This window comes from Micromonospora sp. NPDC005197, assembly GCF_040608295.1.
In the GTDB taxonomy this organism is placed as follows: Bacteria; Actinomycetota; Actinomycetes; order Mycobacteriales; family Micromonosporaceae; genus Micromonospora.
Window position 1 is genome coordinate 86,692 of sequence record NZ_JBEXHY010000003.1, and the last position, 14,581, is coordinate 101,272.

Below are 14,581 nucleotides of genomic sequence, written 5' to 3' on the forward strand. Positions count from 1 at the left end.
CCGGACCACAGTCGTTGGAATTGCGTTTCGGTCAGCTCACCGGCTCGGGTTGACCGGAGCCGATACGCCGCCAGCGGTTTCCGTCATGATCGGTGAAGGTGAGCTCCACCAGAACGGTGTCGGTCGCCGCTTGTAGCCGATGCTCCGCCGTGACGGTGACGAACAGATCCGAACTTTCCCGGCCGTGGATCCGGCGGACCTGTTTCGCACCGGCCAGGTCCACGGGGGTGCCCTCCGGATCGTCGGACGGGACCAGTCGCGGCAGCGCCGTCACGTCCAGGACCGGCGCGTCACTCTCGTTGGCCACGGTCACCCGCAGCACCGACTTGCCCCGGATCTCGGCCACCGCCGAGACCAGCCGGGCCTGGGTGGCGCGGAACCGCAGCTCGTCGGTGCGCCGGGCGCGGATCTCCCGGCGCAGCCCGAGATAGACGAAGAGCACACTCGCGATGGAGCCGAGCGCGCCGAACCAGTCCGGCACCGAACCCCAGTCGGCCACATCGTCGTACGGCAACCAGTTCATGCGTCCATCGTGGAACCGCCGCGCGAGGAACGAGCACGGCGGATCGGCCCGAATGGACGGCGAATTGGAATTCGCGGCGCCGATTCCGGTCAGCCGGGCGACCTAAACGGAGAGTGTGCAAGCCAGTACGGTGGTGGATACCCTTGCGGTTGACGTAGGGCGGGTGACTATCCCTCCGAATGTCCACTCAGTGGACATGATCTTTTCTGCCACCCGCCGCGCCGCAATTTCGCCACCGAAGGGGGACCGCATTGACTGCGGACGTTCCACCCGAGGATGCGGGCGTGCGCCGGCCGGCCTACGACCGACCGAGTCGCGTCTCCGTCGACCCGCCACTCGGGCGCCTGGACAGCCCGCTGCACGGCCGGGACGACCTGATCGACGAGATCATGCATCCGGCAGACGCCGACGGCGAACAGCCGTCGGTGCACATCCTGTGCGGCATGGGCGGCTCCGGCAAGAGCCACGTGGCCCTGGAGATCGCCCGCCGGGCCCGAGCGGACGGCCGGACCGTCTGGTGGGTGCAGGCCGGTCGGCTCAACTCCGGAATGCGCGAGGTGGTCAGTCAGCTCGGCGCCTCGGAGAGCCAGGTCGACCAGGCGTGGGCCGGCATGATCAGCGCGACCGACCTGGTCTGGCGCTACCTCAACCAGGCCCAGCAGCCCTGGCTGCTGATCTTCGACAGCGTGGACGAGCCCGGCACGCTCGGCCCCACCGACGGGGTGCTCGCCGACGGCACCGGCTGGCTGCGCAGGCCGGAGGCCGAGGACGGGATGGTCCTGGTGACCACCCGGGACGGCAACCGGGCGACCTGGGGCACCTGGTCGATTCTGCACCAGGTGCGCCCGCTCGACGCCGACGCCGGGGCGCAGGTGCTCATCGACCGGGCCGGCGCGCAGGCCGGCGGCCTCGACGACGCCCGCGAACTGGCCCGCGAGCTGGGCGGGTTGCCGCTGGCGCTGCGGGCGGCCGGCAACTACCTCCGCTCGGTCAACGCCAGCCCGGTCTGGCGCGGCTCGTCCACCATCACCACCTTCGCCGACTACCGCTGGGCGGTGCAACGCCGGTTCCGCTCGCCGCGCGACGCCGCCGACGTCGACCTCGACGAGTCGCTCGGTCTGGAGATCGTCCGCGAGGTCGACGACATCTCACTGGACCTGCTGGCCCGCCGCCAGCTCCAGCAGAGCCGACCGCTGCTCAACGTGCTGGCCTGCCTCAGCATCTCCCCGGTGCCCTACGAGGTGGTGCTCAAGCCGGCCATCCTGGCCGGGTCGCCCCTGTTCGAAGGGCTTACCGCCCGGCAGCGGGTGAAGGTGCTGGAGGGCATCGGCGACCTCGCCCTGGTCGACTTCGACGTCCAGGAGGACGTCACCGACCCGGCCTTCGCGCACGTGCTGTCGCTGCACCCGCTGGTGCACGCGATGTTCCGCGACCGCGACGAGGTTCGCGAGCAGATCGCCGAATACCACGGCGTGGTCATGAAGCTGCTGCTCGCCGCCACCGAGGGGCAGAGCCCGGACGACTCGGCGGTCTGGGCCAACTGGGACGTGCTGGTGCCGCACCTCGTCGAGGCGGTACGCGAATACCTCGTGCCGCAGCGGCAGAAGCACGACCCCGAGACCGTACGCCGGGCGCTGGAGCTGACCCGGCTCACCGCCCGCTACCTCATCGCGATCGGCCTGCCGGGCTCGGCCTTCGACATCCTCGACCCGATCGTGCGGGGCTGCGCCGCGTACGACCACGACCTGGACCGGCCCCAGGTGCTGGCGCTGCGCCACGAGCTGGGCCGCACCTGGCTGGAGCGCAACCAACCGGAGATGGCCGACCGGGTGCTGCGCGACGTGATCGCCGACCGCACCCGCGTGCTGGGCAGCGACGACCCCGACACCCTCGCCAGCCGGCACAAGCTCACCAAGGCGATCATGGCGCAGCGCCAGTGGCCGGAGGCCGAGTCGGAGCTGCGGCAGATCGTCGCCGCCGAGGACCAGGTCCGTGGGCCCGAGCACTGGGACACGATGATCGTGCGGCACAGCCTCGCGCTGGCCGTCCTCGCCCAGCACCGGGCCCCCGAGGCGGAGGAGATGCTGCACGCCATCCTGGAGGTCCGCTACCGGCTGTGGCCGCTCAACCAGCCCGAGACGTGGCAGGCCCGGCACACGCTGGCCCGGTGCATGCAGGAGCAGGGCCGCCTCGCCGAGGCGGAGGCGGAGCTGCGGGCCACCCTGGCCACCGTGGAGCCCCGGCACGCCGACCGCAGCGAGGTGCTCGCCATCCGGGCCACGCTCGCCGTGGTGCTGCTGCTCGACGGGCAGGTCGACGCGGCGATCGGGGTGTACGAGCACCTGCTGGCCGACCGGCGGCGGCTGCTCGGGGACACCCACCTGGACACCCTCCAGGTGGAGCACGCCCTGCGCCGCCTGCGCAACGGCGGCTGACCCGTCAGTGCGGCGCCGCCGGGCCCAGGTCGCTCGGGTCGGTGTTGCCACCGCAGACGATCAGCGCCACGCGCTCCCCCGCCTGCGGCACGTACGCCCCGCCGACCAGCGCGGCCAACGCGGCGGCGCCGCCCAGCTCGGCGGCGACCCGCAGCTCCGACCAGAGCAGCCGACGCGCCCGCACCAGGTCCTCGTCGCGCACCAGCACGGACACCACGCCGGTACGACGGGCGGTGTCGAACGCGATGTCGCCGATCCGGCGAGCGCCCAGCGAGTCCGTGGCGATGCCGCCCACCTCGATGTCGACCGGTCGGCCCGCCTTGAGGGCGGCGTGCAGGGTGGGGATCTGCTCCGGCTCGACGGCGACGACGCGTACCGACCCGTCGAACCAGGTCGCGATGCCCGACACCAGCCCGCCGCCGCCGACCGCCACCAGCACGGTGTCGATCCCGTCGAGCTGGCGTTCCAACTCCCGACCCACGGTGCCCTGACCGGCCACCACCTCCGGCTGGTCGTACGCGTGCACCACCAGCGCCCCGGTCTCGCCGGCCCGCTCGGTGCTGGCCGCCAACGCCTCGGCGTAGTGCTGGCCCACCTGCCGCACCTGCGCGCCCAGGCCGGCCAGCCGCTGCACCTTGACCGGCGAGGCGGTGACCGGCACGAAGACCTCCGCCGGCACGCCCAGCGACCGGGCCGCGTACGCGACCGCGAGGCCGTGATTGCCCCCCGAGGCGGCGATCACCCCGGCCGACGGCAGCGAACCCTGGAGCATCCGGTTGAACGCGCCGCGCGGCTTGAACGAGCCGGTGTGCTGGTGCAGCTCCAGCTTGAGGCTCAGCAGACCGGGCACGCCCAGGTCGGCGCCGTCGACGGAGATGACCGGCGTCTGCCGGACCCGACCCTGCACCAGCGCCGCAGCCGCCTCGACGTCGCTCTTGTCCACCATGGGGAAACGCCCTTCGCTACGACCAGAGAGCCAGTCGACCGTCGTCGGTGAGCCCGACGAAGCATCCTATGGAGATTCGCCGGCCATCCGTCGCCGGACGCACCGTGTGATAGTGACGCGGGTCAAACAGAAATCCCTCTCCCAGTTCGGGCCGCAACGTCAACGACTGCGCGCCGTCGGCCACCGACTCGTGATAGCCGTACCCGCCGGGAATCCGCAGGTCCTCGTCGCTCGGCTGCCACCGGCGACGCCACAGCACCGTCTCACCGCCGACGGGCGGCACCCGGACGTAGATGTTGAACGCCAACTGGGCCACCACCTCCGCGTCGAGCAGCCGGCCGGCGTACTCCCGGACCGCGTCGTCGAAGTGCATCTGCAGGCCGGCGTTGATCTCGCGGACGATGCCGACGTGCATCTCCCGCCGCTGCCGCCGCCCGGGTGCCACATCCGGCCAGGCCGACCGGAACGCGGCCAGGCACAGCTCGCGCGGCGCGTCCGGCAGACCCAGCGCGGACCAGCCCTTCTCGGCGGCACGAGCCGCCTCCCAGTAGTCGTCGCGCAGGTCACCGCCGTCCCGGTGATCGTTGATGGCCGGGCCGAACTTGGCGACGACGGGAAACACCCGGCTCTCGTCGTAACGGTCCATCTCCGCGTCGGCGAGTGCCGCGGTGATCGCGTGGCAGCGGGCGGCGGGCAGCAGCCCCGGCACCCGGACGGCGGCGATCCGCCCCGCCACGAGCCCGGCGACGTCTGACCGGGTGATCACCGCGGACTCGACGGCCACGAACAACGGATCGGTTCTGCTCGGTTGCCGCACGGCGGTCCTCCCGTACCGAAGATCCCTCACCGGACAAGTCGCGCCCCCCGACCCGCGCACGGTGCAATGTAGCCACCGGCGGCAAACCCGCACCGCACCATTGACCGCAGCGCATGTCGTGAACACTTCCGCAGTTCAAGGGCGGGGTGGCGGATGCGCCGTTACCATCGGCCCCACCAGGGGTACGTCACACCGAGCCGTACGGCGGGTCGATTCCACCGATCGGGGAATGGTGACGACTTCCGGCCCGGTGGATGATGCGAGTAGTTCGAATGCGGACGAGGAGTTCGATTATGGCTGGCGCCGGCCCGACCGATCTTGACGCGTACGTCGACCGCCTGGAGATGGCGCGTCGAATAGCCCGGGAAATGATCGAGTCCGACCACCTCGCTCTGGAGCTGGCCGTACGGCAGCGCCCACAGTGCTGGTCCCGTCGCCCGGTCGTGCACACCTCCCGCACCGACGCCTGACTCGCGGGGCCACCAAATGTGGCACGGCCGGGCAGAATGCCACCCATGCGCCGGCTCGCCACCGTTCTCTGCCTGCTGACTGCCGCGGTGCCGGGAGTGGTTGCCTGCGCGGCTCCCCAGACAAGGCCCGGAGACGGCTCCGCCGTGTGGGGCACCTACGAGGCCGAGGTGAGCGGCGTGACCCCCGGTCCGGGCGACCGGGCGGTCACCGTGCACGTCAAGGCGCTCGCCGGTCGCGACGGCTGCTCGCGCAACGTCCAGGTCGGCCACCACGAGGAGGAGAACGGCGTCATCTTCGCCAACATCGTGCAGGAGTCGGCCGAGTCGGACACGTTCGGCGCCTGCCCGACCTTCGCGCCCGCCGAGGTGACCCTCACGTCGGCGGAGCCGATCGGCGACCGTCCGCTGTCGCTCAACCAGAAGACGTGGGCGCTGAAGAACGGCGCCTACACCCGGTGTGACGAGAACCTGGGTTGCAACCCACCGAAGGACCGCTGCGACCCGACCTGGACGCGCGCGGCCGTACGCGGGATGGACGTGTCCCGCCACTCGCAGGGTCACGTCGAAGCCTGCGACGGGACGTGGCTGGTCATGACGGTGGCCGACGACCCGACATCGTGCGGCGCCGAGCCACGCCCTGGGTGCGAGGTGAACACCGCCGTGCGGCGCTACTTCCTGCGTAACGAGCCGGCCGGATGGTCGATTGTCGCCCGAACCACGTCGGGTGGGTGCGACGCGGTCCGCGAGGCCGCGCCTGCCTTCCCCCGGAATCTCTGTGCCAACCTGGAACCGACGGCCCGGCTCGTCACCGTGGCACCAACGCCGCCGCCCGATCGGCCGGGCGGCTGATCAGACGACAGCCGCTACTTCCAGCGGCATTGATCTTTGCCGGGGATGCTTCCGAAGGACGAGATTGCGATTGGCATTCCGACAGAGGAAAGCTTGTTTGGCAGGCTACGCACAGCGGTCAAAGTTGAGTCAAACCAGCATCAAGTTGCCCCAACTCAGCGTCCTCGGCCGTCCAGTCCAGCCACCCCGGCCACATCCGATCGCCCCTGGCCATCCCGTCGGCCTTCGTCCGCGCCTCGGTGGAGTGGGTGGGGCCTGCCCGGACGGAGGTGGTCGGGATGGCGTCACATCCCGGAGTGCCCGAGGACCCCGCCAGAGGCCCCGCCCTCCCTGGCACAGCCGGAAGAACTGGCCGCAGCATGCCTAGGCGTGCTGCGGGTAGGCGTGCACGCGGCAGCGTTGCCACCTGGTACCACAGGTAGTACCATCGAGGCGTGCCCTCGGTAAACAAGATCATAGAAGCGATGCGAAGCAACCCGCAGAACATCGCCTACAACGATCTCAAGAGGGTCTGCAAGCACTACTTCGGGGAGCCCCGACAAGACGGGACTTCCCACGCGGTTTTCAAGATGCCGTGGGCGGGGGACCCGCGCGTGAATATTCAAGACGATAGAGGCAAGGCAAAGGCATACCAGGTACGGCAAGTGCTAAAGGCGATCGAGAAGAAGGAGGCCATGTGATGCAGACCGTTGCCGATCCAGAGGTAACTCACTATACCTACCGCGTTACATGGTCGGCCCAGGACAACGAGTTCGTCGCCACCTGCGCCGAGTTTCCTTCCCTTTCGTGGCTGGCTTCCTCTCAAATCGAGGCCCTGCAGGGACTCGAACAGCTACTGCGTGAGGTGATCGCGGACATGGAGCAGCAAGGCGAGGAGGTGCCGGAGCCATTCGCCGAACGTAGCTACTCAGGCAAGTTCAATGTCCGCGTCGGAGAAAGCCTGCACCGCGAGCTGGCAACCCATGCCGCCGAGGATGGACTGAGCCTCAACCAATATGTCGTACGGAAGCTGACAGCAGCCTGATCAACGCGAAAGGCCCGGCTCCCGCAAGGAAGCCGGGCCGCGTCGGATACCACTTCAGCCGATGCAGGGCGAGCCCCGACGCCGGAAACCGTGGTCAATGCGAAGCCGCACTGATTGGTGGATCTGCAGATCCTCTAGTTCGTCGTGAGCCACCTGCTGCCGACGAGCGAGGACCGCACCCGCCGCGTCATCGACAAGGCGCTAGGCGAGGACCAGGACCCGGAGGACGCTCCCGAGCCCGGCAACGGCCTGGAGACGGCATGATCTTGTTTCGGACCCGCCGCCAAAGACCTCAGCCGCAGGTCAGGGCGCATGCCGTCGCTACTTCCAGCGGAAGTGGACGAAGAGGCGGCCGAAGTTCTTCGAGTCCTTCTCGACGCGGTGGTAGAGCTGTTTGACGTCCTTCTGGTCGAGGAACCGCAGCACCCGCTTCTTGAGCTGCCCCGACCCCTTGCCCGGGATGATCTCCACGAGGGTGGCCTTCTTCGCCACCGCCTCGTCCATGATCCCGCGCAGCGCGCGGTCGATGTCCTGGCCCTTGTTGAAGATGTCGTGCAGGTCCAGCTTGAGCTTCATGCCGCAGCCCCCGGCCGGTCAGGTCCCATGTCCGCCATCCTAGGCACGCCCGTCGGCCCGTCCGCCGGACGACGAAGGGGCGGTCCTGCGGACCGCCCCTTCGTCATCACCAGGTCTCCGCTCAGCGCGTGCCGCCCACTCGGGTCTCCACCCGCTGCAGCGCGATCCGGTAGTCGTCGTTGGCCGCGTACATCGCTGCGGCGATCCGCAGGTGCCGCAGCGCGTCGGTGTGCCGGTTCAGCCGCTCCAGCGTCCGGCCCAGCACGTGGTGCGCGTAGTGGTCGCTCGGGTCCCGGTCGACGAGCTCCCGCAGCTGCTCCTCGGCCCGGTTGAGCTGGGCAGACTGGAAGTACGCCCGGGCCAGCAGCTGCCGGACAGCGGCGTTGCCGGGTTCGGCGTCGACGATCGGCTCCAGCAGTCGGGCCGCTCGGCTCGGGTCACCGGTTTCGAAGAACATGGTCGCCCGCCGGTAGTCCGCCAGAAGATCCATCTGCCCACCTCCTCGGGTCGCGCCGTCACCTGTTCCGACGCTGGCACAACACTCGACGTTTGGCGACTGTTCCCCGGGTGGAAATAGGGTCAGGCGCGAGCGTCCCGGCGGCCGGCGGCCAGCTCCCAGGCGCGGACGCCGCCGACGATCCCGGCCGTGTTCGGCACCACCACCACATCGTCGCCCATCCGGGCCAGCTGCTCCGGCCGGATCAGCCGGGAGTTGCCCCCGCCCAGGTAGAGCCGGTCCCACCGGAACACCGGGCGCAGCCCGTCCACCACCTGCCGGATCCGCCGGGACCAGAAGGCGTCGCCGAGCCGCCGACGCTCCGGCTCACCCACGTACGTGTCGTAGGTGGTGCCCCAGCGCACCGGCGCGTGCGACAGCTCCAGGTGCGGTGCGAGCACGCCGCCGTCGAAGAGGGCGCTGCCCAGCCCGGTTCCCAGGGTCAACACCAGTTCACAGCCGGTGCCGGCGACCACACCCGCTCCGTGCACCTCGGCGTCGTTGAGCACCAGCGCGGGCACCCCGAACGCGTCGGCCAGCGCGCCTCGCGCGTCCCAGCCGGACCACTCGGCCAGCAGGTCCGGGTCGATGCGGGAGCGGGGGCCGCTGCGGGTGACGTAGTGCGGGGTGGCCACCACCACGCCGTGCCGGATCATCCCGGGTACGCCGACCGTCAGCCGGTCCGCCGTGGGCAGCCGCCCGCCCAGCTCCAGCAGGGTCCGGACGAACAGGGCGGGAGGCAGCGGGTACGGGGTCGGCACCCGCAGCGGGCGGGCGCGCATCGTGCCGGCCTCGTCGAGGACCGACGCCTTGATGCCCCCGCCACCGCAGTCGATCGCCAGAGTGGTCACCACGCCGTTGAGTCTGCCCGCTGCCGTCGGCTCTTATGCGAGCAGCCGGATAGGCTGCCGTCCTGATGAGCGCCACGATGATCGTCAAGGACCTGGCCGCCGGGCACGGGGACCGCCCACTCTTCTCCGGGTTGGACCTGGTCGTCGCCCCGGGCGACGTGGTCGGCCTGGTCGGGCCGAACGGGGCCGGCAAGTCGACGCTGCTGCGTACCCTCGCCGGATTGTTGCCGGTCGAGGCCGGCAGCGTGCGACTCAGCCCGCCCACCGCGAGCGTCGGGCACCTGCCGCAGGAGCCGGAACGGCGACCGGGCGAGACCGTACGCGACTTCCTGGCCCGCCGGACCGGGGTGACCGCCGCCCAGGCGGCGCTGGACGCGGCCACCGAGGCGCTGACCGCCGGGACGGCGGGCGCCGACGACGCGTACGCCGACGCGCTGGAGCGCTGGCTCGCCCTCGGCGGCGCGGACCTGGACGAACGCGCCGAGCAGGTGAGCGCCGACCTCGGGCTCGCGGTCGACCTGGACCACCCGACGACCGGGCTCTCCGGCGGTCAGGCCGCCCGCGCCGGGCTGGCGTCGCTGCTGCTCAGCCGGTACGACGTGTTCCTGCTCGACGAGCCGACCAACGACCTGGACCTGGCCGGCCTGGAGCGGCTGGAGGAGTTCGTCACCGGGTTGCGGGCCGGCACGGTGCTGGTCAGCCACGACCGGGAGTTCCTCACCCGCACCGTGACCCGGGTGGTGGAGCTGGACCTGCCGCAGCAGCAGGTGCACCACTACGGCGGCGGTTACGCGGCCTATCTGGAGGAGCGCGAGGTGGCGCGGCGGCACGCCCGCGCCGACTTCGAGGAGTACGCCGACACCAAGGCCGGCCTGGAGGCGCGGGCCCGCACCCAGCGCGGCTGGATGGACAAGGGCGTGAAGAACGCCCGCCGCAAGGCCACCGACAACGACAAGATCGGCCGCAAGTTCCGCAGCGAGGCGAGCGAGAAGCAGGCCGCCAAGGCCAAGCAGACCGAGCGGCTGATCGAACGGCTCGACGTGGTCGAGGAGCCCCGCAAGGAGTGGGAGCTGCGGATGGAGATCGCCGCCGCGCCCCGCGCCGGCGCCGTCGTGGCCACCCTGCGACATGCGGTGGTACGCCGGGGAGGCTTCACCCTCGGGCCGGTCGACCTCCAGATCGACTGGGCGGACCGGGTCGCGGTGACCGGGGCGAACGGTTCGGGCAAGTCCACCCTGCTGGCCGCACTGCTCGGGCGGCTGCCGCTTGACGAGGGCACCGCCTCGCTCGGGCCGGGCGTAGTGGTCGGCGAGGTGGACCAGGCTCGGGGACTGTTCCTCGGCGACGCGCCGCTGATCGACGCGTTCCACGCGGCCGTACCGCATCTGTCGCCGGCGGACGCGCGGACCCTGCTGGCCAAGTTCGGGCTGCGGGCGGCGCACGTGCCGCGGCCGGCGGCGACCCTCTCCCCCGGCGAGCGGACCCGCGCGGCGCTGGCCCTGCTCCAGGGGCGCGGGGTCAACCTGCTGGTGCTCGACGAACCCACCAACCACCTCGACCTGCCCGCCATCGAGCAGCTCGAATCGGCGCTGGCCAGCTACCCCGGCACGCTGCTGCTGGTCACCCACGACCGGCGGATGCTGGCCGCCATCGAGACGAACCGTCGGCTGCGGGTCGACGCCGGGCGGATCGCCGAGGATTGATCCGTGCCGGAGGGCCGGGCCGGGGTGAGAATGACGCCATGCTCAAGTGGGAGTACGCGCTGCTGGTCCGCCGCCGCCAGGCGGCGACCAACGACCTCGGCTGGGAGGTCGTCTTCGTCTGGTACGGCCCGGACGGCTCGATGGTCGACGTGACGCCGTACGGCGACACGGCGCTGGCTCACCTGAACCGGGCCGGCGACCAGGGCTGGGAACTGGTCGCGATGAGCGAGGACCCGTCCCTGCCCGGCCACAACGAGTTGCACCGCTATCACCTGAAGCGGCCGAGGGCCGCCGCCCCGCAACCCCGCCAGCGGATGCGCGGCAGCCGGCGCACCCTGTCCGGCTGACCCGGCCGTCCGCCGGGCCGATGGCCCTGGTGGCCGCCGTGGGCTGCGACACGCCTGCGACGAGGCGGCGGCCCTACGGCGTGGTGGACGAGCGGGGCATACCGGGCGCGAATGCGGGTAACGCGCGGCGGGAGGTGGCCCGAATGGTCGCTTTGGCACAGACTCCGCCCTCGGCCGACCGGCTGCGGTTGATCGACGAATCCCTCGCGCAGGCGTGGGCGGACCAGGCCCGGCACGACGACCGGCTGCGTGCTCTGGCGGTCGAGGTGCGGTTCGACCGGGGGGTCGCCCATCTCACCGGAGAGGTGGCCGAGCCGGCCGAGCTGCGGCTGGTACGGGACCTGGTGGGACGGCTGGCCGGCGTCTACGGCGTCTGGTGCCGGGTCGGCGTCGGCGGGCGGGCACCGGTGGTGGTGGACCTCGGTTGCGGTCCGACCAAGCAGTGGTCGGGCAACCTGGGGCTGGACATCTACCCGGCGCCGGGGGTGGACGCGGTCGCGGATCTGTCCGGCTCGCTGCCGCTCGCCGACGATTCGGTGGACGTCCTCTTCGCGGTGCACATCCTGGAGCACCTGATCGACTTCCTGCCGCTGGTGGACGAGTGCCATCGGGTCCTCCGTCCGGGTGGCATGCTGCACGTGATGAGCCCCTGGTGGGGGCACGTGAACGCGGTTGCCGACCCGACTCACGTCCGGCTGATGGATGTGCAGACGTTCAAGGGGATCTGCCAGCTCCGGCCGCCGGGCACCCCGCGGTGGTACCCGCTGCACGCGGGCTGCGACGGCGCCTCGATCTTCGCCGATCTGACCCCCCTCCCCCCAGAGGCCGACCCGGCACCCCGGTCCCACCTGGCCCGCTTCTTCGACTAGGGCCTGGTGGACTCGCGGATCTCCAGGCGGTACGGGGCGGAGAGTTCCTTTGCCGGGGCGGTGCGGTCGCCGTCCAGGCGGTGGGCCAGGAGTTCGACGGCCAGTTGGGCGATCCGCTCCTTGTCCGGGGCGACCGTGCTCAGTGTCGGGATCGAGAACCTGCCGTCCTCGATGTCGTCGAAGCCGACCACCGCCACGTCCTCGGGCACCCGCAGGCCGGCCTCGTGCAGGGCGCGCAGGGCGCCCAGGGCGAGCGTGTCGTTGAAGCAGAAGACGGCGTCGGGGCGTACCCCCGCGGTGAGCAGGCCGCGCATCGCGGCCGCGCCGTCGGCGCGGTGCCAGGCCGGCGCGGGCGCCACGAGGGCTTCGTCGTAGGCCAGGCCGGCGGCGCGCAGCGCCTCGGCGTAGCCGGCCAGGCGCAGGCGGGCGCTGGCGCCCTCGTCGGTGCGCTGCGAGCCGATCGCCGCGATCCGGCGGCGGCCGAGCTGGATCAGGTGGTCGGTGATCTCGCGGGCGGCGGTCACGTTGTCGATCACCACGCGATCGGCGGGGCCGTGGTCGACCCGCTCACCGAGCAGCACCATCGGGGTGCCGTCCAGACCGGCCAGGTCCTCGGCGGTGAGCGCCAGCGGGCTGAAGATCAGCCCGTCGATCAGGTGGTCGGTGATGCCGGAGGCGACCACCCGTTCCTGCTCGCGCCGGCCGCCGGTCTGGTCGATGAGCACCGTCCAGCCGTAGTCGGCGGCGGCGGTGACCACGTAGCGGGCGAGTTCCGCGAAGTACGGGATGTCCAGTTCCGGCACCGCCAGGGCGATCACCCCGGTACGTCCCTTGCGCAGGTGGCGGGCGGAGAGGTTGGGCCGGTAGTTCAGTTCGGCGATGGCCTCCTCGACCCGGGCGCGGGTGTCCGGACGTACGTGCACGTAGCCGTTCACCACGTTGGAGACGGTCTTCACCGAGACGCCCGCCCGTTCGGCCACGTCCTTGAGCCTGTTTCGCACGCCGCAACCTCCCCGATGCAACCCAGCGCACCATACCTCGTCATCAGCTCTTTACAACGTTGACTACAACGTTGTAGAAACGAGGGACGCCGGGTGGGCGGTGACTGCGGTCACCCGGTTCCGGCACTGAGGAAAGGTGGCATCCCTTGCGGACCGCGCAGCTCACGATCGACCCGGCCTTCTCGATCGGGCCGGCCGACCGACGTCTCTTCGGCTCGTTCGTCGAGCACATGGGGCGGTGCGTCTACGGCGGCATCTACGAGCCCGGCCACCCCAACGCCGACTCCCGCGGCCTGCGCCGCGACGTGCTGGACCTGACCCGCGAGCTGGGCGTCTCGGTGGTCCGCTACCCGGGCGGCAACTTCGTCTCCGGCTACCGCTGGGAGGACGGCGTCGGCCCGGTCGGGAACCGGCCGCGCCGGCTCGACCTGGCGTGGAAGACGATCGAGACCAACGCGTTCGGGCTGGACGAGTTCATGACCTGGGCCGCCGAGGCCGGTGTCGAGCCGATGATGGCGGTCAACCTGGGCACCCGGGGCGTCCAGGAGGCGCTCGACCTGCTGGAGTACGCGAACCACCCGGGCGGCACCGAGCTGTCCGACCTGCGCCGCAAGCACGGCGCGGAGGACCCGTACGGCGTGCAGCTGTGGTGCCTGGGCAACGAGATGGACGGCCCGTGGCAGGTCGGCCACAAGACCGCCGACGAGTACGGGCGGCTGGCCGCCGAGGCGGCCCGCGCGATGAAGATGATCGACCCGTCGATCAGCCTGGTCGCCTGCGGCAGCTCCAACCGGCGGATGCCCACGTTCGCCGCGTGGGAGGCGACCGTGCTGGAGCACACCTACGAGCACGTCGACTACATCTCGGCGCACACCTACTACGACCCGTCCGACGGCGACCAGGCAAGCATCCTGGCGTCGGCCGTCGACATGGACAACTTCATCACCGAGGTCGTCGCGACGGCCGACCACGTGGCCGCCAAGCGGCGGCAGAAGCGCAAGCTGAAGATCTCGTTCGACGAGTGGAACGTCTGGTACGAGTCCCGCCTCCAGGCCGACCTGGACCGGCGTGGCTGGGTCGAGGCGCCCGCGCTGATCGAGGACGACTTCACGGCGGTGGACGCGGTGGTGGTCGGCGACCTGCTGATCACCCTGCTCCGGCACGCCGACCGGGTCGGGGTCGCCGCCCAAGCCCAGTTGGCCAACGTGATCGCGCCGATCCGCACCCGCAACGGCGGCCCGGCCTGGCGGCAGAGCATCTTCCACCCGTTCGCGCTGACCGCCCGGTACGCCCGGGGCACCGTGCTGCGCACCGAGCCGGTGTCGCCGCGCTACGACACGAAGAAGTACGGGGACGTGCCGGTGCTCGACACGGTCGCCGTGCACGACGAGGAGACCGGCGAGCTGACCATCTTCGCGACGAACCGTGACACGACGGACCTCGCATTGGACATCGACCTGCGCGGCCTGCCGGGACTATCCGGTCAATCTTTCCAGAGCATCGCTGCCGGGTCCGACCCGTCGGCGACGAACACCGAGGCCGAGCCCGACCGGGTGACGCCGCGGGAACTGCCCACCCCCACCCCCGACGGCGGCCGGTGCACCGTGCGCCTGCCCGCCGTGTCGTGGAGCGTGCTGCGCTTCGGCCCGACCGGCGTCTGAAGTCGTAACGGTT

Annotated in this window: 16 protein-coding genes; 9 read left to right on the forward strand and 7 right to left on the reverse strand. The window is 71.1% G+C overall.

Features of this window, described 5'->3' with window-relative positions:
- Positions 1 to 31 precede the first annotated feature (31 nt).
- A complete protein-coding gene (locus tag ABZU46_RS02400) occupies positions 32 to 523 on the reverse strand; it encodes a hypothetical protein (RefSeq protein ID WP_354854442.1) in 492 nt (163 codons plus the stop codon).
- Positions 524 to 807: 284 nt separating this feature from the next.
- On the opposite strand from ABZU46_RS02400, the gene ABZU46_RS02405 reads away from it, so the two are divergent.
- Positions 808 to 2,958 (forward strand): tetratricopeptide repeat protein, encoded by a 2,151-nt coding sequence (locus ABZU46_RS02405; protein WP_354854443.1) that lies wholly within the window; start codon positions 808 to 810, stop codon positions 2,956 to 2,958.
- 4 nt (positions 2,959 to 2,962) lie between these two features.
- On the opposite strand, the gene ABZU46_RS02410 is transcribed toward ABZU46_RS02405, so the two are convergent.
- Both ABZU46_RS02410 and ABZU46_RS02415 read right to left on the reverse strand, forming a co-directional pair.
- Positions 2,963 to 3,904 carry a threonine/serine dehydratase gene (locus tag ABZU46_RS02410; protein ID WP_354854444.1) on the reverse strand — a complete coding sequence of 314 codons (942 nt, stop codon included), beginning with the start codon at positions 3,902 to 3,904 and terminating at the stop codon, positions 2,963 to 2,965.
- Positions 3,905 to 3,920: 16 nt separating this feature from the next.
- Positions 3,921 to 4,688 (reverse strand): hypothetical protein, encoded by a 768-nt coding sequence (locus ABZU46_RS02415; RefSeq protein ID WP_354854446.1) that lies wholly within the window; start codon positions 4,686 to 4,688, stop codon positions 3,921 to 3,923.
- A gap of 326 nt (positions 4,689 to 5,014) precedes the next feature.
- Between ABZU46_RS02415 and ABZU46_RS02420 the strand changes: the two genes are divergently transcribed.
- The 4 genes from ABZU46_RS02420 to ABZU46_RS02435 all read left to right on the forward strand — a co-directional run bounded on the left by ABZU46_RS02420 (position 5,015) and on the right by ABZU46_RS02435 (position 7,064).
- Entirely contained in the window at positions 5,015 to 5,191 is a 177-nt protein-coding gene (locus ABZU46_RS02420; RefSeq protein ID WP_354854448.1) for a hypothetical protein, read from the forward strand.
- Positions 5,192 to 5,236: 45 nt separating this feature from the next.
- Positions 5,237 to 6,040, forward strand: coding sequence for a hypothetical protein (locus ABZU46_RS02425; protein ID WP_354854449.1), 804 nt, complete (start codon positions 5,237 to 5,239; stop codon positions 6,038 to 6,040).
- Positions 6,041 to 6,474: 434 nt separating this feature from the next.
- Positions 6,475 to 6,720, forward strand: coding sequence for a toxin HicA (locus ABZU46_RS02430; protein WP_354854451.1), 246 nt, complete (start codon positions 6,475 to 6,477; stop codon positions 6,718 to 6,720).
- Positions 6,720 to 7,064, forward strand: coding sequence for a toxin-antitoxin system HicB family antitoxin (locus ABZU46_RS02435; protein ID WP_334498534.1), 345 nt, complete (start codon positions 6,720 to 6,722; stop codon positions 7,062 to 7,064). Before ABZU46_RS02430 ends, ABZU46_RS02435 begins: the two co-directional genes overlap by 1 nt.
- Positions 7,065 to 7,385: 321 nt before the next feature.
- Here the strand turns inward: ABZU46_RS02435 and ABZU46_RS02440 are convergent, their stop codons facing one another.
- The 3 genes from ABZU46_RS02440 to ABZU46_RS02450 all read right to left on the reverse strand — a co-directional run bounded on the left by ABZU46_RS02440 (position 7,386) and on the right by ABZU46_RS02450 (position 8,990).
- Entirely contained in the window at positions 7,386 to 7,640 is a 255-nt protein-coding gene (locus tag ABZU46_RS02440) for a Smr/MutS family protein (protein WP_088987488.1), read from the reverse strand.
- Between the two features lie 121 nt (positions 7,641 to 7,761).
- On the reverse strand, positions 7,762 to 8,130 hold the full coding sequence (locus tag ABZU46_RS02445; RefSeq protein WP_354854452.1) for a tetratricopeptide repeat protein: 369 nt from the start codon (positions 8,128 to 8,130) through the stop codon (positions 7,762 to 7,764).
- 89 nt (positions 8,131 to 8,219) lie between these two features.
- Positions 8,220 to 8,990 (reverse strand): ROK family protein, encoded by a 771-nt coding sequence (locus ABZU46_RS02450; RefSeq protein ID WP_354854454.1) that lies wholly within the window; start codon positions 8,988 to 8,990, stop codon positions 8,220 to 8,222.
- 62 nt (positions 8,991 to 9,052) lie between these two features.
- Between ABZU46_RS02450 and ABZU46_RS02455 the strand changes: the two genes are divergently transcribed.
- From ABZU46_RS02455 to ABZU46_RS02465, 3 genes are all read left to right on the forward strand, one after another.
- Positions 9,053 to 10,690, forward strand: coding sequence for an ABC-F family ATP-binding cassette domain-containing protein (locus tag ABZU46_RS02455; protein ID WP_354854456.1), 1,638 nt, complete (start codon positions 9,053 to 9,055; stop codon positions 10,688 to 10,690).
- A gap of 38 nt (positions 10,691 to 10,728) precedes the next feature.
- A complete protein-coding gene (locus ABZU46_RS02460; protein WP_354854457.1) occupies positions 10,729 to 11,037 on the forward strand; it encodes a hypothetical protein in 309 nt (102 codons plus the stop codon).
- Between the two features lie 143 nt (positions 11,038 to 11,180).
- The gene (locus tag ABZU46_RS02465; RefSeq protein ID WP_354854459.1) at positions 11,181 to 11,906 is read left to right on the forward strand and encodes a methyltransferase domain-containing protein; all 726 of its coding nucleotides are present in this window, start codon (positions 11,181 to 11,183) and stop codon (positions 11,904 to 11,906) included.
- Here the strand turns inward: ABZU46_RS02465 and ABZU46_RS02470 are convergent.
- Positions 11,903 to 12,907, reverse strand: coding sequence for a LacI family DNA-binding transcriptional regulator (locus ABZU46_RS02470; RefSeq protein WP_354854461.1), 1,005 nt, complete (start codon positions 12,905 to 12,907; stop codon positions 11,903 to 11,905). The genes ABZU46_RS02465 and ABZU46_RS02470 overlap by 4 nt on opposite strands.
- 146 nt (positions 12,908 to 13,053) lie before the next feature.
- Here ABZU46_RS02470 and ABZU46_RS02475 point away from each other — a divergent pair, with 146 nt between their 5' ends.
- A complete protein-coding gene (locus ABZU46_RS02475) occupies positions 13,054 to 14,568 on the forward strand; it encodes an alpha-N-arabinofuranosidase (RefSeq protein ID WP_354854462.1) in 1,515 nt (504 codons plus the stop codon).
- Positions 14,569 to 14,581: the final 13 nt, after the last annotated feature.

What these genes read in the sequence shown, in the direction of transcription:
- ABZU46_RS02400 (WP_354854442.1), bottom strand. Translation starts at nt 523, where the DNA reads ATGAACTGGTTGCCGTACGACGATGTGGCCGACTGGGGTTCGGTGCCG.
- ABZU46_RS02410 (WP_354854444.1), bottom strand. Translation starts at nt 3,904, where the DNA reads ATGGTGGACAAGAGCGACGTCGAGGCGGCTGCGGCGCTGGTGCAGGGT.
- ABZU46_RS02420 (WP_354854448.1), top strand. Translation starts at nt 5,015, where the DNA reads ATGGCTGGCGCCGGCCCGACCGATCTTGACGCGTACGTCGACCGCCTG.
- ABZU46_RS02425 (WP_354854449.1), top strand. Translation starts at nt 5,237, where the DNA reads ATGCGCCGGCTCGCCACCGTTCTCTGCCTGCTGACTGCCGCGGTGCCG.
- ABZU46_RS02435 (WP_334498534.1), top strand. Translation starts at nt 6,720, where the DNA reads ATGCAGACCGTTGCCGATCCAGAGGTAACTCACTATACCTACCGCGTT.
- ABZU46_RS02440 (WP_088987488.1), bottom strand. Translation starts at nt 7,640, where the DNA reads ATGAAGCTCAAGCTGGACCTGCACGACATCTTCAACAAGGGCCAGGAC.
- ABZU46_RS02445 (WP_354854452.1), bottom strand. Translation starts at nt 8,130, where the DNA reads ATGGATCTTCTGGCGGACTACCGGCGGGCGACCATGTTCTTCGAAACC.
- ABZU46_RS02455 (WP_354854456.1), top strand. Translation starts at nt 9,053, where the DNA reads ATGAGCGCCACGATGATCGTCAAGGACCTGGCCGCCGGGCACGGGGAC.
- ABZU46_RS02460 (WP_354854457.1), top strand. Translation starts at nt 10,729, where the DNA reads ATGCTCAAGTGGGAGTACGCGCTGCTGGTCCGCCGCCGCCAGGCGGCG.
- ABZU46_RS02465 (WP_354854459.1), top strand. Translation starts at nt 11,181, where the DNA reads ATGGTCGCTTTGGCACAGACTCCGCCCTCGGCCGACCGGCTGCGGTTG.